This window comes from Chryseomicrobium palamuruense (assembly GCF_042649045.1).
Taxonomy (GTDB): domain Bacteria; phylum Bacillota; class Bacilli; order Bacillales_A; family Planococcaceae; genus Chryseomicrobium; species Chryseomicrobium palamuruense.
On the sequence record NZ_JBHSEF010000011.1, the window covers coordinates 171,892 to 189,149 of the forward strand.

The window sequence follows — 17,258 nt, forward strand, 5'->3', positions numbered from 1 at the left end:
TGTAAAGAGAGGATTTTCATCATGAGAACGTATTTAACAGAAGAACAATTAACATTTGCGAAGTATATAGAGCAACGCATTGAGAGTCAACATGAACAGGCAGAGGCGATTGCTTTTTACAATCAACAAAAAGTTCTTGATGCCTTTTGGCAACATCAAGTAAGTGAGCACCATTTAAAGCCGAGTTTTGGGTATGGCTATGACGATGAAGGTCGAGACACACTTGAAAATGTATATGCAACAGTGTTTGGATCAGAAGCCGCTCTAGTCCGTCCACAAATTATTTCAGGAACGCATGCTATTACGATTGCATTATTTGGCATCTTGCGTCCGGGTGATGAACTTGTTTATATAACAGGAAAACCCTACGACACATTAGCCTCTATTGTAGATGGGGGAGAGCAGGATACTGGCTCATTAAAGGATTTTCAAATTTCATACCGTCATATTGATTTGACAACAGATAACCAAATTGACTGGGAAGAAGTGAAGCATGCCTGCATGACTCACCCGAAAGTCATTGCTATCCAACGTTCAAGAGGGTATGCGAACCGACCGTCCTTTACCATAGCAGAAATCAAGGAAATGATACAATTCGTTAAAAACCATAGTCCGGAGACACTAGTATTTGTTGATAATTGCTACGGTGAATTTGTTGAAAAATTAGAACCGACTGAAGTAGGGGCAGACTTTATGGCAGGCTCTTTGATTAAAAATCCAGGGGGGGGTCTTGCTAAAATTGGTGGGTATATCGTAGGAAATGCAGCAATTATTGAAAAATGTGCCTATCGCATGACCTCTCCGGGTATAGGGGGAGAGGCGGGGGCCTCTTTACATACCCTTCAAGACATGTATCAAGGATTCTTTATGGCTCCTCATACGGTGATGCAAGCTGTGAAAGGTGCATATTTTACAGCAGCGGCTTTAGAGGACAAGGGGTATCGTGCATCTCCATCTTCAACAGAGATACGGACGGACTTGATTCAATCCGTTATTTTTGAGGAAGCAGAGCCAATGATTACGTTTTGTCAAAAAATTCAATCCTCCTCACCGATCAATGCACAATTCGCACCCATTCCTGCCTATATGCCAGGGTATGAGGACGACGTTATCATGGCTGCAGGGACATTTATACAAGGATCGAGTATCGAATTGACTGCCGATGGTCCTCTGCGTCCCCCCTATATTGCTTTTGTACAAGGTGGACTCACCTATGAACATGTAAAGACAGCTATTCTACGCTCACTGTTCTCTATATAATTTTTTGTGTTATATTAGCTAACATCGTGTTGACAGGTTAGCTTACATGGCATATACTAAGTGTATCGAAAGAGAGGAGGTGCGGTATGGAAAAGCAGTGGAGAAGAAGTATGCCATTATTGTCAATGAATATTGTGATGCAACTTACCGGTCTTACGGCTCGGCAAATTCGCTATTACGAAGAAAATGAGTTAATTTTTCCTTCTCGAACGGAAGGGAAACAACGAATGTTCTCTTTAGATGATATTGATACATTGCTCGAGATTAAAGATCTGTTACAAAGTGGCGTCAACATCGCAGGCATCAAACAAATCTTTGAAATGAAGAAGCAACCTACCGGCACCTCCACGAACGCGATTTCAGATGCAGAGCTTCGTTCTATTGTGAAAGAGGAATTGAAGAAATCCCAGCTGAATCAACGTGTCTCTTTACGGCAAGGCGACCTTTCAAGGTTTTTCAATCAAGGAAGATATTAAATTTTAGGAGAGTGACAAAATGGGCAAGTACACAAAAGAAGACATTCAAAACTTAGTAAAAGAGCATGACGTACGGTATATTCGTCTTCAGTTTACGGATATTCTCGGAACCATTAAAAATGTAGAGATTCCGGTAAGTCAGTTAGATAAAGCACTCGATAATAAGATGATGTTTGATGGGTCTTCAATTGAAGGATTCGTTCGTATTGAAGAATCGGATATGTATCTTGTTCCAGATTTGGACACTTGGGTAGTCTTCCCTTGGATTACAGGGAAAGGGAAAGTTGCTCGTTTAATCTGTGACATTAACCGTCCAGACGGCTCGCCGTTTGAAGGAGATCCTCGAAACAACTTAAAACGTGTTTTAAAAGAGATGGAAGAGCTCGGTTTTAGTTCATTCAACTTGGGGCCAGAGCCAGAATTTTTCCTTTTCAAATTAGACGAAAAAGGCGAACCGACACTTGAATTAAATGACCACGGTGGATATTTCGATTTAGCACCAATGGATTTAGGAGAAAACTGTCGTCGTGATATCGTTCTTGAACTTGAAGAAATGGGCTTCGAAATTGAAGCTTCTCACCATGAAGTAGCTCCAGGACAACATGAAATCGATTTTAAATATGCGAATGCGGTAGAAGCATGTGATAATATCCAAACGTTTAAATTGGTTGTTAAAACGATTGCTCGTAAACACGGTTTACATGCCACTTTCATGCCAAAACCATTGTTTGGTGTTAATGGCTCAGGGATGCACTTTAACTTATCTCTGTTTAATGGGAAAGAGAATGCATTCTTTGATGAGAATGCAGATATGCAATTAAGTGAAACAGCTATGCAGTTTATGGCAGGTGTATTAAAGCACGTGCAAGGCTTTACAGCTATTACAAACCCTACAGTTAACTCGTTTAAACGTCTAGTACCTGGATACGAAGCACCTGTATACGTAGCTTGGTCAGGACAAAACCGTAGTCCACTTATTCGTATTCCTTCATCACGTGGCTTAAGTACACGTATCGAAGTACGTTCTGTGGATCCAGCAGCAAATCCATACTTAGCAATGGCTGTTATTTTAAAAGCAGGTCTTGATGGAATTAAAAATAAACTAACTCCACCACCAGCAGTAGACCGCAACATCTACAACATGAATGAAAAAGAGCGCGAAGAAGTAGGCATTAAAAATCTTCCAGGTACATTGCAAGCAGCACTCAAAGAGTTATCAAAAAATGAAGTAGTTCGTCAAGGGTTAGGTGAACACATTTACGATAACTTTGTTGAAGCGAAAGAAATCGAATGGGATATGTTCCGGACGACCGTTCACCCTTGGGAACGTGAGCAATACTTAAAGATGTATTAATCAAAAAAGCATTCGCCGACGTGGCGAATGCTTTTTTAGTGAATATGGCGATAAACGCCAACTACTTTTCCTAAAATGGATACGGAATCGACAATAATCGGTTCCATCGAAGAATTTTCTGGCTGTAAACGGAAATAATTTTGTTCTTTAAAGAAGCGTTTAACAGTAGCCTCATCCTCTTCAGTCATAGCTACCACGATGTCCCCATTATTTGCTGAATTTTGTTGTTTAACCACCACGTAGTCACCATTTAAAATACCAGCTTCAATCATACTATCACCCATAATCTCCAACATGAACAATTGATCATCGAGTGAACCAAATGTTGTAGGAAGAGGGAAGAACTCTTCAATATTTTCAATAGCTGTGATAGGTTGTCCTGCTGTGACTTTACCAACTAACGGTACTTGAACAACAGCTGCTGGTGAAATGTCTTGGAGCTGATCTTCTTCCAAAATCTCAATGGCACGTGGTTTTGTAGGATCCCGTCTGATCAAACCCTTGCTTTCTAATCGTGCGAGATGCCCGTGGACTGTTGAACTGGAGGCAAGGCCAACAGCTTCCCCAATTTCACGAACGGATGGTGGATATCCTTTTTTTCGAACTTCATCTTTGATGAAAGCTAATATATCTTCTTGTCGTTTTGAAGCTTTTCTCAATTGTTGTCCCCTCCATATCACGTTCCTTATTTCATAGTCCAAGTATAGCATTTAGACTATTGAAATGCAAACATAGGTTCTAAAATGGATTGACAAGAAACGTGTGTTCGTATTATGATTGTTTTAACTCATACGAACATACATTCTTAGGGAGGGTTTTTTATGAAACGAATCCGTATTAATTCATCCATACTAACATTACTTGCTATTTTATTACTTACTTTTTCTCTATTACATACAAAGTCGTCATCCCAGCAAGTCAATCATATTACGGTGTCTACTGGAGATACATTATGGACACTAGCACAGCAATATGTGGATGAGAACGAACGTTCTTATTGGATAGATTCTGTTATGAAGCTAAACTTTATGACGGATAGCCAAATTAAAGAGGGACAAGAGCTCGTCATTCCTAGTGATCAAAAGTTTAATTATCTGGGTGAACCAACACAATTGGCAGGTGTTGACGAATGACAACTAAAAGTTGCGTCATCTATTGTCGAGTAAGTACAGATAAAGAGTCTCAAGAAACTTCACTTGAACGACAGGAAGAAGAGCTTAGTACACTTGCCTTACAATTAAACTATCAAATTCTTGAAATCTATTCAGATCAACATTCCGGTTACGACGTGGAAAGAGAAGGATTGCTTGAATTGCTCACGTATATAAAAGAAAATGATGTAGATGCCTTATTTATTCAAGATGAAACTCGTTTAGGTAGAGGACATGCCCGAATGGCAATCCTACATCTCTTGGAAAGAGAAGGCGTACTCGTCCTTTCTGGACAACATAATGGCGAACTTGCCTTATCCGATATGGATAGTATGGTTCTTGAAATTCTCTCTATCGTTGAAGAATATCAGCGTAAGATTCATAATGCGAAAATTAAACGAGGCATGAAACGAGCTGTTCAAAATGGATATCATCCTGAACGTAATTTAAAGTCTCGAGGTAATCCCATGGGGCGTGAGCGTATTGAGGTGCCTATAGAAGAAATTGTCCGCTTGCGGATAGCTGGCATGACCTATGAAGAAATTAGCAAAAGTTTAACGGCACTGGGACATGGCATCAGCACAACAACGGTTCATAGACGATATAAAGAATATAAACAAAGATCTCAAGAAAATGCATAGAGTTAAACGAACCTGAAAGGCAATCTGCTTTTCAGGTTTTTGTGTTTTATGCTATCGTGAGTAAGAGATAAAGGAGGTTGACCCATGTTAAGTCCAGACAAATTAGCGCGAATTGGTGAGTTATCCCGTAAATCTAAAGCTGAAGGGTTATCTATAGAGGAAGCTAAAGAACAAACAAAGCTTCGTAAAGAATATTTAGAAACATTCCGTTCGACGATGCGAAAAACAATTGAAAACGTAAAAGTCGTAGACCCGGATGGAAATGACGTTACACCAGAAAAAGTTCAACAAGCGAAACGGAATAATCGCCTAAACTAAGTGAAGTAGTTGCTAGAATAGAAAAGGTTGACTACACTAAGAAAGTAATCAAATTCGAGAGGATGTCATTCATGCAATCAGAAAAAGATTTATTAGCTATTAATACGATTCGTACATTATCTATTGATGCCATCGATAAAGCAAATTCAGGTCATCCGGGTCTACCAATGGGGGCTGCACCAATGGCGTATACTCTTTGGACACGTCACTTACGTCATAACCCAGCAAACCCTCAGTGGTTCAACCGTGACCGTTTTGTGCTATCCGCGGGGCATGGTTCTATGCTTTTATACAGCTTACTACATTTAAGTGGATATAATTTACCAATGGAAGAAATCAAAAATTTCCGCCAGTGGGATTCAAAAACTCCAGGTCACCCTGAGTTTGGTCATACAGACGGAGTGGAAGCTACGACAGGTCCACTTGGTCAAGGGATTGGTATGGCAGTTGGGATGGCAATGGCAGAGGCACACTTAAGTGCTAAATACAATACGAGCCATAACGTCATTGATCATTACACATACGCATTATGTGGAGACGGAGATTTGATGGAAGGTGTGGCTGCAGAAGCAATTTCTCTTGCAGGACACTTAAAATTAAATAAACTGGTTGTATTATACGATAGCAATGATATCTCTCTTGATGGCGACTTAAATAAATCTTTCTCTGAATCGATTCAAAAACGTTTTGAGTCTTACGGATGGAACTATCTTTATGTTGAGGACGGTACAGATGTAGATGTAATCGATCAAGCGATCACTCAAGCAAAAACATCTGATAAACCAACGGTGATTGAAGTGAAAACAGTCATTGGTTTTGGCTCGCCTAATCGCGCAGGAAAAGCAGATGCACATGGTGCACCGATGGGCGCAGATGAAACCAAATTGGTCAAAGAAGCATATAAATGGACGTTTGAAGAAGACTTCTATGTGGATGATATGGTTTATACAACATTTAAAGAAGCAACGGATCGTCTTGGTGTCCAAGAAGAACAACAATGGAATAATTTATTTAATGAATTTGCATCAGCTAACAAAGAACTAGCAGATGAGCTACAACAAGCTATCAATGGTACAAAACAAATTGATTGGGATGCTGTGAAACCTACGTATGAAGTTGGTGATTCAGTGGCTACCCGTTCTGCTTCTGGTGATGCAATTAATGCCATCGCGAAATACTTACCATCGTTCTTTGGAGGAAGTGCAGACCTTGCAGGTTCTAACAAGACGACAATGAAGTCAGCTGGAGATTTCTCAGCGGATTCATACGAAGGAAAAAACATTTGGTTTGGTGTTCGTGAATTTGCTATGGGTGCCGCTCTAAACGGTATGGCGTTACATGGTGGTCTAACTGTTTTCGGTGGAACTTTCTTCGTATTCAGTGACTATGTAAGACCAGCAATTCGTCTTTCTGCCCTCATGAACTTACCAGTTACTTACGTGTTTACTCATGACAGTATAGCTGTGGGTGAAGACGGTCCTACACACGAGCCTGTAGAACATTTATCTTCTCTACGCGCTATGCCAGGTCTTTCTGTTATCCGTCCAGCAGATGCAGTAGAAACTCAAGAGGCTTGGAAGCTTGCAGTTGAATCTACAGATACACCAACATTACTCGTTCTTTCTCGCCAGAACTTGCCTGTTCTTGAAGGTACAGTTTCTGGAGCTGCTGAAGGAGTGGCGAAAGGTGCTTATGTTGTCTCTCCATCTGAAAATGCAGAAGGATTACTGCTTGCGACGGGATCTGAAGTAAGCTTAGCTATAGAAGCACAAAAGCTGTTGAAAGCAGAAGGAATTGACGTTTCAGTGGTTTCAATGCCTGCATGGGATCGTTTTGAACAACAAGATTCTTCTTACAAAGAAGAAGTATTGCCTCGCAAATTGACAAAACGACTTGCGATTGAGATGGGATCCTCACATGGCTGGCACAAATATACTGGCTTTGATGGAGATGTATTGGCAATCGACCGCTTCGGTGCGAGTGCACCCGGAGAGAAAATTATGGAAGAGTTCGGATTTACTGCACAAAACGTAGCAAACCGATACAAAGCATTACGCTAAATAAAATGCATCCGCGCGTCTGCGGATGCTCTTTTTTTGTCTTCCTCTAGTCAATTCTAGGAAAGGTATAGTATACTGATATTTGGTGTCTGAGACACGTCGATTAGCCAGCAAAGGAGGATGACATACATGAACTTAGCACTAGCGATTACGTTGATTATCGTTGCTCTTATTCTCGGTCTTGTTGGAGGATTTTTCGCAGCCCGTCAATATATGATGAAATATCTAAAAGACAATCCGCCGATCAATGAACAAATGCTTCGTATGATGATGGCCCAAATGGGACGAAAACCATCTGAAAAACAAGTCAAACAAATGATGGCGCAAATGAACCGTGTACAAGAAAAGCCTGGTAAACTTAAATAATTCACAGCTTACAAAGACTGTAGATAGACTCCGTGTAATTGAGTCCGTCTTCGGTCTTTTTTTAAAAGAAATAGTAACCTAAATATCGATCACGTTTACATAAGTGAATGCACTTCGGCAGTGTAGTATGATGGTAAAAGAGTGAGAGGGAGGGGATTTTGTGAATATTGTCGTGATTTCGCAAAATGACCTGGAAGCCCAGGGATTGAAATGGATTGCAGAATCTCATATGAATGGTGTAAATGTTTCGTTTAGCGAAAACGAGTCTGTAGATTGTTATGTCGTGGACATGGAATTTTGGGACGAAGATCTCGAAGAAAGACTATCTAAACAAGGCGTTCCATGGATAGGATTATCCTCCGATAGAACGTTTCTAACTGCCTATCGTGCCTTAAAAGGAAATGCAGTCGATTTATTATTTCGACCATTTGATCCTTTGTTGCTAGTCAAACAGGTCCAACAAATCCGGTTTAAAATGCGTAATGTAAAGACGCATTATGAAGACGTGACTAAAAATGCTCTAAAGTATGAGGATTTTTTTAGCGGAGAAATAACGACGACGCCTATCACATTAGCGGCTTTTGTTCTCGCTGATAAAGGAGATTACCCCGTCTTAACAAAGAGTTTAAGAAGCTATCCTTTTCATAAAGTTGTGGAAGTATTTGCGTTTTCAGATTTTGTTTTAGTGGCTTTTTTAACAAAAGATGAACAGTCAACCATCGAAGAGAGCAGGATGTTTCATGAACAGTGGAAGCGCGAGATAAGAGGAGATTTATCCATTTTCGTCAATGCGAATCGCGCAAGTAACCTGAAAGATTACTTTAAGAAAACAAAAGATATGACATCACTTATTTTTTACGAAGGCTATGACATTTCCGTGATTGAACATAAAACGATCAATTGGCAGCCACTCGATCCATTTTTGACTCCTATAGAACAGAGGCATTGGATTGAAATGCTTGAGAAGAAAGATACCGAGTCTATTCAAATGTGGATGCAAAATGAATTTCTTTCTTTTTCACGTCCTTACCCTGATCCAGAAATGATTCGTATTCGATTGACAAGTGTTCTGGCACAGGTGAGACGTTATATGAAATCAGCACATCTACATGACGATCAATGGGAACAGAGTTATCACGAAGTGTTTGAGATCATCGTCAAAGGATCGGTCGTTTACAGAATCGTCCAATCCACGTTAAACTTTATTATCCATGTCGTGTCGGCTGCAAGTAAGAGTGGCGCGAACGGCGCAACAACAGCTTCTGAGGAAATTCTTGCGCTGATGGAAGCTAATTATTGGAATCCCGATTGGAATCTGTCCGCATGTGCAGATCAACTCTGCATCAATAAAAGTACATTAAGCCGACGTGTTCAAAAGCAGATGGGGCAAAAGTTTAGTGAGCTGTTAATCCGGATTCGTATACGGGAAGCGAATCGTTTGATGAAAGAGACGGATATCCCTATGGAAGAAGTGGCGCGGCTCAGTGGGTTCAGCACTGCATCGTACTTCAGTGCGGTTTATAAGAAATATGAAAAACGGACACCAACTGACTACCGGCAAGGTAGCGTCTATAACTAGAAATAATGCGGCCAGCAGTTGTGGCCGTTTTTTTTATCATTTTTCAATTAAGTACCAATTCAAACGTGAAATATATGAATAGTAACCAACTATAAATCAAATTAGTTAAAAAAAATCGACAATAATGCAAATTATCAAAACAAAAAAACTGAATAGTTCATATAAAATGAAAATATAGACAAAGGAGGAATTAGGTATGAAAACGGTTTCGGAAAATAAAGTCGTTCAATATACGGGTACTAAACTCCATACAAAAGGCTGGCAACAGGAAGCTGCACTTCGTATGTTGATGAATAATCTTGATCCTGAAGTTGCAGAGAGACCAGAAGATTTAGTGGTTTACGGTGGAATTGGAAAAGCGGCAAGAAACTGGGAGAGTTTTGATGCCATTGTTCGCTCCTTAAAAGACCTAGAAAATGATGAAACATTGATGGTCCAATCCGGAAAACCGGTAGCCATCTTTAAGACACATGCAAATGCCCCCAGAGTCTTAATTGCCAATTCAAACATCGTTCCTGCTTATGCAAACTGGGCAACATTTCATGAACTTGATAAAAAAGGGCTCATGATGTATGGCCAGATGACGGCGGGTAGTTGGATTTATATAGGGTCACAAGGGATTGTGCAAGGGACTTATGAAACGTTTGTAGAGCTTGCTAAGCAGCATTTCGGAGAGACGTTAAAAGGAACAATCACCCTTACTGCGGGTCTTGGTGGCATGGGAGGGGCACAACCTCTAGCAGTTACAATGGCTGGCGGCGTTTGCATTGGTATTGAAGTAGATGAAACAAGAATTGACCGACGAATTGCGACCCGCTATACAGATGTGAAAACACATTCATTAGATGAAGCAATTCGCTTAGCGGAAGAAGCGAAAAGTGAAGGTCGTGCATTGTCAATCGGTTTACTTGGCAATGCGTCGGATTTATTGCCAGAAATGATTAAGCGGGGTTTTACACCCGATGTCTTGACCGACCAGACTTCAGCGCATGATCCGTTAAATGGGTATATCCCATCCCAGATGTCACTCGACGAAGCTGAGGCTCTTAGAGAATCGAATCCTGCTGAATATATCAAGCTCTCAAAAGCATCTATGGCAACGCATGTACGCGCGATGCTAGAAATGCAACAAAAAGGCGCAATTACGTTTGATTATGGCAACAATATACGACAAGTGGCTAAAGACGAGGGCGTTGACAATGCCTTTGATTTCCCTGGATTTGTACCGGCTTACATCAGACCACAATTTTGTGAAGGGAAAGGGCCTTTCCGCTGGGTGGCGTTGTCTGGTGACCCTGAAGATATTCGCAAGACAGACGAAGTTATTCTTCGGGAATTTAGTTATAATACGCATCTTTGCAACTGGATCAAAATGGCTCAAGAGAAAATACAGTTCCAAGGATTGCCTGCGCGGATTTGCTGGCTCGGTTACGGGGAGCGTGCACGTTTCGGGAAGATCATCAATGACATGGTCGCAAGTGGTGAATTAAGTGCGCCAATTGTCATCGGTCGTGACCATTTAGACTCTGGATCCGTGGCTTCACCGAATCGTGAAACGGAAGCTATGAAAGACGGCTCTGATGTGATTGCTGACTGGCCGATTCTGAATGCCCTCGTCAACGCGGTGGGTGGCGCAACATGGGTTTCTTTACACCACGGTGGAGGTGTTGGTATGGGGTATTCCATCCACTCTGGTATGGTCATTGTGGCAGACGGTACTAAAGATGCGGAAGCACGAATCGAACGCGTATTAACTACAGATCCTGGTATGGGCGTAGCGCGCCATGTGGATGCTGGATATGAAATCGCCGAGAAAACGGCACGTGAAAAAGGCGTCACCATTCCGATGATGAAAGGTGGGAAATAAAAAATGTTTAAAGCGGTTTGGATCAAGCATGCACAACTCGCGACCATCAAAGGACAGCAGGGCCCGAGATCCAAGGAAGCAATGAGCGAACTCGGATCGATAGAAGACGGCAGTGTTTGGCTGGAGAACGGTAAAATAGCGGCAGTTGGCACCACAGCAGAGCTTGAGGAACGATACGCGAATCGTTCGGGGGATGCAGACATTATCGACGCTAAGGGGCAACTGGTGACACCTGGACTTGTTGATCCTCATACTCATGTTGCATATGGCGGAAGCCGTGAAGGTGAATTTGAAAAACGACTTCAAGGCGTTTCCTACATGGACATCATGAATGCAGGGGGTGGCATTCACGCAACCATGCGAATGACGCGCGAAGCAACCGAACAAGAATTGGTGGAGCAGACAACAAAACGTCTTGATTCTTTCTTGGAGCATGGTGTCACAACGGTTGAGGGAAAAAGCGGATACGGTATGAATCTAGAAACAGAGCTGAAGCAGTTAAAAGTGATGAAAAAACTTAACGCAGAACATCCGATTGACCTTGTACCGACATTCATGGGGGCGCATGCGGTTCCTTCCGAATATAAAGGAAAAGAAGATGAATTTGTCGATTATCTGATAGAAGAAATGCTGCCGAAAGTTGCTGAACTTGCCGAATTCAATGACGTATTCTGTGAAAAAAATGTCTATACGCCGGAACAGTCCGAGCGTATTCTGGTAGCGGGAAAAAGATACGGCCTGACGCCTAAAATCCATGCGGATGAAATCGTGTCTTACGGGGGAGCGGAACTCGCTGCGAAAGTCGGCGCGATTTCAGCGGAACATTTATTGAAAGCATCTGACGAGGGCATCCATGCGATGGCTGAAGCCGGTGTCATTGCCTGCCTATTGCCGGCAACGGCTCTTTATCTCCGGGAAGAAGCAGCCGAGGGGCGCAAGATGATTGATTCAGGGGTAGCCGTTGCGATCTCGACAGACTGTAATCCCGGTTCATCACCGACCGTTTCGATGCCGCTTGTCATGAATCTTGCCTGTATCTCGATGCGTTTGACACCTGCAGAAGCGTTAGTTGCTGCGACGTATAATGCAGCATGTTCGATTAAGCGAGAAGACCGTGTAGGGTCAATTGAAGTGGGCAAACAAGCGGACATTGTTTTATGGAAAGTGAAAACCTACCAGGAACTGCAATATTTATTCGGTGTCAATCATGTTCAAACCGTCTGGAAGAATGGCGAGAGGGTGGTTGGATGACGTACATGAAGAAACCGGAATGGAGCTGGCAGACCAAGGATCATTTGGCACATGTGCATCACTGGGTCAAGCAGGAGGGAGAGGCAGACGTCATTTTATTTGGCGCCCCTCTTTCTCGTTCATCCATCTCGGCCTCAGCAGCTTCGGATTATCCAGAGGCATTCCGTAAAATGTGGAAAGGTTTCGCTACGTATAATCTGGATGAGCGAATCGATCTGACGAAAGTCACCGTGCGTGACGCCGGAGATATTCAGATGCACACGACCGATATTAGAGAATCCCATCGACGCATTGAAGATACAGTCGAGAGTCTCGCACACAACAAGTTGACCTGTATGATCGGAGGCGACCATTCGACGACCGCTTGTGCCGTTAGGGGTTTAAAGAAAGCATTTCCAAATGAGCGAATTGGCATCCTGCAGCTCGATACGCATCTTGATGTGCGGGACCCGAAAGAATTGGGTCCGGCGAATGGTACACCTATCCGCCAATTGATTGATGGAGAGACCATCAAAGGAGAAGATGTCGTCAACATCGGCTTACATGGTTATTTCAATACGAAAGAACTGGTGGAGTATGCCGATGAAAACGGTATCCAAATGATTACGATGAAGGGTGCCAGACTGGTTGGTCTTACTGAGACCATTCGAAAAGCTGTGAACTCGCTCGAAAAAGTGAATCGCATTTACGCGACGATCGATATGGATGTGCTAGACATCAGTGTGGCTCCTGGAGTACCTGCATCGACACCTGGTGGTATGAAGTCTGAAGAATTGTTCGAAGCGTTGCTTGAAATTGGTAAAGCGGAAAAAGTGAAACATATCGATTTTGTTTGCTTGGACCCACAAAAAGACAACCACGTTTCAGCCACAGTCAAAACAGGGGTGTATGCGTGGCTGCAATTTATGACGGGCGTCGCGATGAGGAAATAATACAATTAAAGGGGATGGGAAAATGGTGACACAAGCTGTTAAAGGTAACGATATCGAGAAAGTGAAAAGCAATGCAGGCATGTGGAAGTTTTTTGTATACAGTTTTATCGGCGCATTTATGTTCTTTGTGCCTGTTACGATTGCTGGTAAAAGCTCAATAATGCTTGATCACATGGTGACGCTCATCCGAGGAAACATCAGCGGAGTTTTACCGTATTACGCACTTGCAATAATTGCTGCAGGCGCCATCTATCCATTTGTGTCAGGAGCATGGAAAAAAAGCAATGTAGATAAAGTATTTTCGATTTTTAAAGTAGTAGGGTTAGTTGTAGGTGTGATGATTGTTTTCAGTTTTGGACCTTCGTGGCTGTTTGAACCAAACATGGGACCGTTTTTATTTAATTCACTAGTTATACCTGTTGGGTTACTTGTTCCAATTGGTGCTGTGTTTCTATCCCTGCTGGTTGGTTATGGACTCCTAGAGTTCATCGGAGTCTTGCTGCAGCCAATCATGCGTCCTTTATTTAAGACACCTGGTCGATCTGCTATCGATGCTGCAGCTTCGTTTGTAGGCAGCTATTCACTAGGACTATTAATCACGAACCGAGTTTATAAAGAAGGAAAATATTCAGCGAAAGAAGCGGCTATTATTGCCACTGGATTTTCTACAGTTTCGGCCACTTTCATGGTTGTTGTAGCATCAACCCTTAACATTATGGATATGTGGTTGACTTATTTCTGGGTCACGTTGATTGTTACATTTCTTGTGACAATGGTGACGGTCAGAATCTGGCCTTTATCAAAAATTAAAGATGACTATCATCCGGATGCAATTCCGCAACCAGAGCAGAAAGTGGAAGGGAATCGTTTTGCAACTGCTTGGAAGGAAGCGAAACAAACGGTTCAACGGGCTCCTAATCTGATGGATAATGTGGTACAGAATCTTAAAGATGGCTTTTTGATGGCTATGGCTATCTTACCGACCATCCTGTCGATTGGATTACTGGGCCTTCTATTAGCTGAATTCACACCTGTATTCGACTGGATCGGCTATTTATTCTATCCATTCACATGGGCACTACAATTACCTGAACCGATGCTTGTAGCAAAAGCCAGCGCTCTTGGCATCGCTGAAATGTTCTTGCCGGCTTTACTAGTGGTGGAAGCTGAATTATTGATTAAATTTGTCATTGCAGTAGTATCTGTTTCTTCAATTATCTTCTTCTCAGCATTAGTTCCTTGTATCGTTGCAACGGATATCCCATTATCAATCCCACAATTAGTGGTTATCTGGGTGCAGCGCGTTATTCTGACATTAATTTTTGTCACGCCATTCGCGTACTTTATTCTTTAACCTGCTAACGCGTTACCACTGTATCTTGTTAAATTATGGAAAAAAATCCTTGAGCTTTCATTTGGGTAAATTTATACTGAAGGTAATCAAAGATGCGATGGCGACTGCTGTCGCATCTTTTTTTAAAGGGGTGGAGTTACATGATTACTTTAACGGGGAACAATTTAACAATAGAACAATTGCGCAGAATCCTATTTGAAAACGAAAAAATCCATTTGGATGAGGCTGCAATGGATCGTGTTCGCAAAAGTCGTGAAGCTGTCGATCGCATCGTAGTGGAAGGCAAGACTGTTTATGGCATCAATACGGGATTTGGATTGTTCAGTAATGTTAGTATTGCTGAACAAGACGTGAATACTCTCCAGCTACATTTGATCCGGTCTCATGCCTGCGGTATCGGTAAGCCATTTTCGGAATCTGTCTCACGAGCTATGGTCGTATTGCGACTAAACTCTTTGCTAAAAGGATTCTCAGGCATCCGTCCACTTGTTGCAGAACGGTTGGCTATGATGGTTAACGAAAGAATCCATCCGGTTGTTCCGCAACAAGGCTCACTGGGTGCTTCCGGGGATCTTGCACCACTTTCACACTTGGCACTCGTACTCATTGGGGAAGGTCAATACTGGAAAGACGGAGAGCCCATAGAGGCTTCTTCGGTTTGGCAGAATCACGGTCTTGATCCCATTGAACTGGCGGCGAAAGAGGGGCTCGCACTAATCAACGGTACGCAAACGATGACGGCACAAGGAATCGTCACCTACATCGAAGCGGAAACACTGGCGCTACAGAGTGAATGGATTGCAGCGATGACGTTTGAATCTTTATATGGTGTCATGGACGCTTTTCATCCTGCAGTTCATGAGGCGCGTGGCTACAAAGAACAGGTGGCAGTGGCAGAGAGTATGCGCTGGTGGTTAGAGGACAGTAAGTTGTCGACTAAACAAGGGGAAATGCGTGTGCAAGATGCGTATTCGCTGCGCTGCATTCCGCAGGTTCATGGAGCCAGTTGGCAAGCGCTCGCTTACGTCAAAGAAAAGCTTGAAATTGAAATCAATGCCGCAACCGACAATCCATTGATTTTTGAAGATGGGGAAGTGATCATTTCAGGTGGGAATTTCCACGGACAGCCGATTGCGTTTGCAATGGACTTTCTAAAAGTGGCAGTGGCGGAACTTGCGAACATTTCGGAGCGTCGTATCGAACGCCTTGTGAACCCTGTGTTAAATGAAGGTCTGCCCGCATTTCTCAGTCCGCAACCTGGCCTTCAATCCGGCGCAATGATTCTGCAATATGCAGCGGCAAGCTTGGTTTCAGAAAACAAAACACTCGCACATCCCGCATCAGTCGATTCGATTCCATCTTCGGCAAACCAGGAAGATCACGTCAGCATGGGGACAATAGGTTCCCGTCACGCACGCGATATTACGGAAAATGCGCGTCGTGTACTCTCGATTGAAGCATATTGCGCGGCTCAAGCAGTAGAATACCGAGGAGTAGAACGGATGTCACCAAGAACAGCAGAGCGCCTAAGCACTATCCGAAAACTAGTGGGACCGATTGATGAAGACCGGGTATTTAGTCCGGAAATCGAAAAAATTGCTACATTTCTTCTGGAAGAGGCGTATTTTGGTGTCAAAGAGAGTGTCGTGTCTTAAGGATAGGAATTCAGTAAAACAAGCAAAAAGCAGCTCAAGCCGAGCTGCTTTATTTCGCGAATAAATCATATTTAGTTAAGAAATCATGGACAGTCTCTTCATATTCCTCTGGATTCTCATTAATCGACTTCGCATGAGCTCCTTTGTCAAACATCTTAAGTTCTTTAGCGCCCTGTTTTTTATCATATAATTCCTGTGCCATATAAGGCAGAATGAATTCATCTGGCCATGAATGAATAAATAAGACCGGTTTTTCAATTTGATCGACCACATCAATCGGAGAGACCATTCGAAAAGTGTAACCATCACGCAACTTCATAAACATGTTGGCAAGTCGTACAGTCAGCATCGACTTAATAGGAATCGTTTGCATCATGACATGATGCACTTGTTTTTCAAAATCTGAGAACGCACAATCTGAAATATAGAAATCGGCATCATCTCGTATCGACCCAGCATAGAGGAGTGTAGTAGCGGCTCCCATCGATTCTCCGTGAATACCTATCACGCCTCCTTCACCAACTCGGTCTCGTAACGCATCGACCACGGATTCAAGATCCATCTTCTCGTAGTAACCAAAACTTGTCGTCTTTCCACCTGAATCTCCGTGACGTCTGTGGTCATAAATCACACTGTTGAATCCAAGTCGTTCAAACATTCGCACAAAACGTAATGAATTTACTTTGTTCTCGGTCACACCATGACAAATGATGACATAATTCTTCGTGTCATGTGGTTGAATAAAAATAGACTTTAGTTGATAGCCATTTTTCGACTCGATCCATACATCTTCTTTTTTAATCGCGTCATACCAAGCCTGATCGAGCCTTTTCTCGGAAATTTCTCGGTTTAAAATAAAATCAGTTTCTTTCCGCTTGATATACATCAATCGATTGGTGGCAACAAATCCAAGAAGAGTAGTTAAGGCGGTAAGAAGACTGGTAACGACACTCGTCCAAATGATGACTCGTTTTCTCATCTGCATCCTCTCCGA

The 17,258-nt window shown here is 42.5% G+C and carries 16 protein-coding genes; 14 read left to right on the top strand and 2 right to left on the bottom strand.

Going from position 1 to position 17,258, the window contains the following annotated elements; all coding sequences use genetic code 11:
- Window positions 1-21 precede the first annotated feature (21 nt).
- From ACFO0S_RS05360 to glnA, 3 genes are all read left to right on the top strand, one after another.
- The gene (locus tag ACFO0S_RS05360) at window positions 22-1,260 is read left to right on the top strand and encodes a methionine gamma-lyase family protein (RefSeq protein WP_378140783.1); all 1,239 of its coding nucleotides are present in this window, start codon (window positions 22-24) and stop codon (window positions 1,258-1,260) included.
- Between the two features lie 86 nt (window positions 1,261-1,346).
- Window positions 1,347-1,736 (top strand): MerR family transcriptional regulator, encoded by a 390-nt coding sequence (locus tag ACFO0S_RS05365; RefSeq protein ID WP_378140784.1) that lies wholly within the window; start codon window positions 1,347-1,349, stop codon window positions 1,734-1,736.
- Window positions 1,737-1,755: 19 nt separating this feature from the next.
- Window positions 1,756-3,090, top strand: coding sequence for a type I glutamate--ammonia ligase (glnA, locus tag ACFO0S_RS05370; protein WP_378140785.1), 1,335 nt, complete (start codon window positions 1,756-1,758; stop codon window positions 3,088-3,090).
- 35 nt (window positions 3,091-3,125) lie between these two features.
- Here glnA and lexA read toward each other — a convergent pair whose 3' ends face one another.
- Window positions 3,126-3,749: a transcriptional repressor LexA gene (gene lexA / locus ACFO0S_RS05375; RefSeq protein WP_378140786.1), complete on the bottom strand. Its 624-nt coding sequence runs from the start codon at window positions 3,747-3,749 to the stop codon at window positions 3,126-3,128.
- 162 nt (window positions 3,750-3,911) lie between these two features.
- On the opposite strand from lexA, the gene yneA reads away from it, so the two are divergent.
- The 11 genes from yneA to hutH all read left to right on the top strand — a co-directional run bounded on the left by yneA (window position 3,912) and on the right by hutH (window position 16,264).
- On the top strand, window positions 3,912-4,223 hold the full coding sequence (gene yneA, locus ACFO0S_RS05380) for a cell division suppressor protein YneA (protein ID WP_378140787.1): 312 nt from the start codon (window positions 3,912-3,914) through the stop codon (window positions 4,221-4,223).
- Entirely contained in the window at window positions 4,220-4,882 is a 663-nt protein-coding gene (locus tag ACFO0S_RS05385) for a YneB family resolvase-like protein (RefSeq protein ID WP_378140788.1), read from the top strand. The genes yneA and ACFO0S_RS05385 overlap by 4 nt, the downstream gene beginning before the upstream one ends.
- Window positions 4,883-4,966: 84 nt before the next feature.
- Window positions 4,967-5,200 (top strand): DUF896 domain-containing protein, encoded by a 234-nt coding sequence (locus tag ACFO0S_RS05390; protein ID WP_378140789.1) that lies wholly within the window; start codon window positions 4,967-4,969, stop codon window positions 5,198-5,200.
- Window positions 5,201-5,271: 71 nt separating this feature from the next.
- Window positions 5,272-7,260 carry a transketolase gene (gene tkt, locus ACFO0S_RS05395; protein ID WP_378140790.1) on the top strand — a complete coding sequence of 663 codons (1,989 nt, stop codon included), beginning with the start codon at window positions 5,272-5,274 and terminating at the stop codon, window positions 7,258-7,260.
- Window positions 7,261-7,389: 129 nt separating this feature from the next.
- Entirely contained in the window at window positions 7,390-7,626 is a 237-nt protein-coding gene (locus ACFO0S_RS05400; protein ID WP_378140791.1) for a YneF family protein, read from the top strand.
- Between the two features lie 160 nt (window positions 7,627-7,786).
- Window positions 7,787-9,205: a helix-turn-helix transcriptional regulator gene (locus ACFO0S_RS05405; protein WP_378140792.1), complete on the top strand. Its 1,419-nt coding sequence runs from the start codon at window positions 7,787-7,789 to the stop codon at window positions 9,203-9,205.
- A 196-nt stretch (window positions 9,206-9,401) separates the two neighbouring features.
- Complete coding sequence (gene hutU, locus ACFO0S_RS05410) at window positions 9,402-11,072, top strand: urocanate hydratase (RefSeq protein ID WP_378140793.1); 1,671 nt, start codon at window positions 9,402-9,404, stop codon at window positions 11,070-11,072.
- Window positions 11,073-11,075: 3 nt separating this feature from the next.
- Window positions 11,076-12,323 carry an imidazolonepropionase gene (gene hutI / locus ACFO0S_RS05415; protein ID WP_378140794.1) on the top strand — a complete coding sequence of 416 codons (1,248 nt, stop codon included), beginning with the start codon at window positions 11,076-11,078 and terminating at the stop codon, window positions 12,321-12,323.
- A complete protein-coding gene (locus tag ACFO0S_RS05420; protein WP_378140795.1) occupies window positions 12,320-13,255 on the top strand; it encodes an agmatinase family protein in 936 nt (311 codons plus the stop codon). Before hutI ends, ACFO0S_RS05420 begins: the two co-directional genes overlap by 4 nt.
- A 22-nt stretch (window positions 13,256-13,277) precedes the next feature.
- Window positions 13,278-14,609 (top strand): YjiH family protein, encoded by a 1,332-nt coding sequence (locus ACFO0S_RS05425; RefSeq protein WP_378140796.1) that lies wholly within the window; start codon window positions 13,278-13,280, stop codon window positions 14,607-14,609.
- Between the two features lie 140 nt (window positions 14,610-14,749).
- A complete protein-coding gene (gene hutH / locus ACFO0S_RS05430; protein ID WP_378140797.1) occupies window positions 14,750-16,264 on the top strand; it encodes a histidine ammonia-lyase in 1,515 nt (504 codons plus the stop codon).
- Between the two features lie 49 nt (window positions 16,265-16,313).
- On the opposite strand, the gene ACFO0S_RS05435 is transcribed toward hutH, so the two are convergent.
- Entirely contained in the window at window positions 16,314-17,243 is a 930-nt protein-coding gene (locus ACFO0S_RS05435) for an alpha/beta hydrolase (RefSeq protein WP_378140798.1), read from the bottom strand.
- Window positions 17,244-17,258: the final 15 nt, after the last annotated feature.

Bases quoted from the DNA above. Each gene is read 5' to 3' on its own strand.
- ACFO0S_RS05360 (WP_378140783.1), top strand. From the start codon at position 22: ATGAGAACGTATTTAACAGAAGAACAATTAACATTTGCGAAGTATATA.
- ACFO0S_RS05365 (WP_378140784.1), top strand. From the start codon at position 1,347: ATGGAAAAGCAGTGGAGAAGAAGTATGCCATTATTGTCAATGAATATT.
- glnA (WP_378140785.1), top strand. From the start codon at position 1,756: ATGGGCAAGTACACAAAAGAAGACATTCAAAACTTAGTAAAAGAGCAT.
- yneA (WP_378140787.1), top strand. From the start codon at position 3,912: ATGAAACGAATCCGTATTAATTCATCCATACTAACATTACTTGCTATT.
- ACFO0S_RS05385 (WP_378140788.1), top strand. From the start codon at position 4,220: ATGACAACTAAAAGTTGCGTCATCTATTGTCGAGTAAGTACAGATAAA.
- ACFO0S_RS05390 (WP_378140789.1), top strand. From the start codon at position 4,967: ATGTTAAGTCCAGACAAATTAGCGCGAATTGGTGAGTTATCCCGTAAA.
- tkt (WP_378140790.1), top strand. From the start codon at position 5,272: ATGCAATCAGAAAAAGATTTATTAGCTATTAATACGATTCGTACATTA.
- ACFO0S_RS05400 (WP_378140791.1), top strand. From the start codon at position 7,390: ATGAACTTAGCACTAGCGATTACGTTGATTATCGTTGCTCTTATTCTC.
- hutU (WP_378140793.1), top strand. From the start codon at position 9,402: ATGAAAACGGTTTCGGAAAATAAAGTCGTTCAATATACGGGTACTAAA.
- hutI (WP_378140794.1), top strand. From the start codon at position 11,076: ATGTTTAAAGCGGTTTGGATCAAGCATGCACAACTCGCGACCATCAAA.
- ACFO0S_RS05420 (WP_378140795.1), top strand. From the start codon at position 12,320: ATGACGTACATGAAGAAACCGGAATGGAGCTGGCAGACCAAGGATCAT.
- ACFO0S_RS05425 (WP_378140796.1), top strand. From the start codon at position 13,278: ATGGTGACACAAGCTGTTAAAGGTAACGATATCGAGAAAGTGAAAAGC.
- hutH (WP_378140797.1), top strand. From the start codon at position 14,750: ATGATTACTTTAACGGGGAACAATTTAACAATAGAACAATTGCGCAGA.
- ACFO0S_RS05435 (WP_378140798.1), bottom strand. From the start codon at position 17,243: ATGAGAAAACGAGTCATCATTTGGACGAGTGTCGTTACCAGTCTTCTT.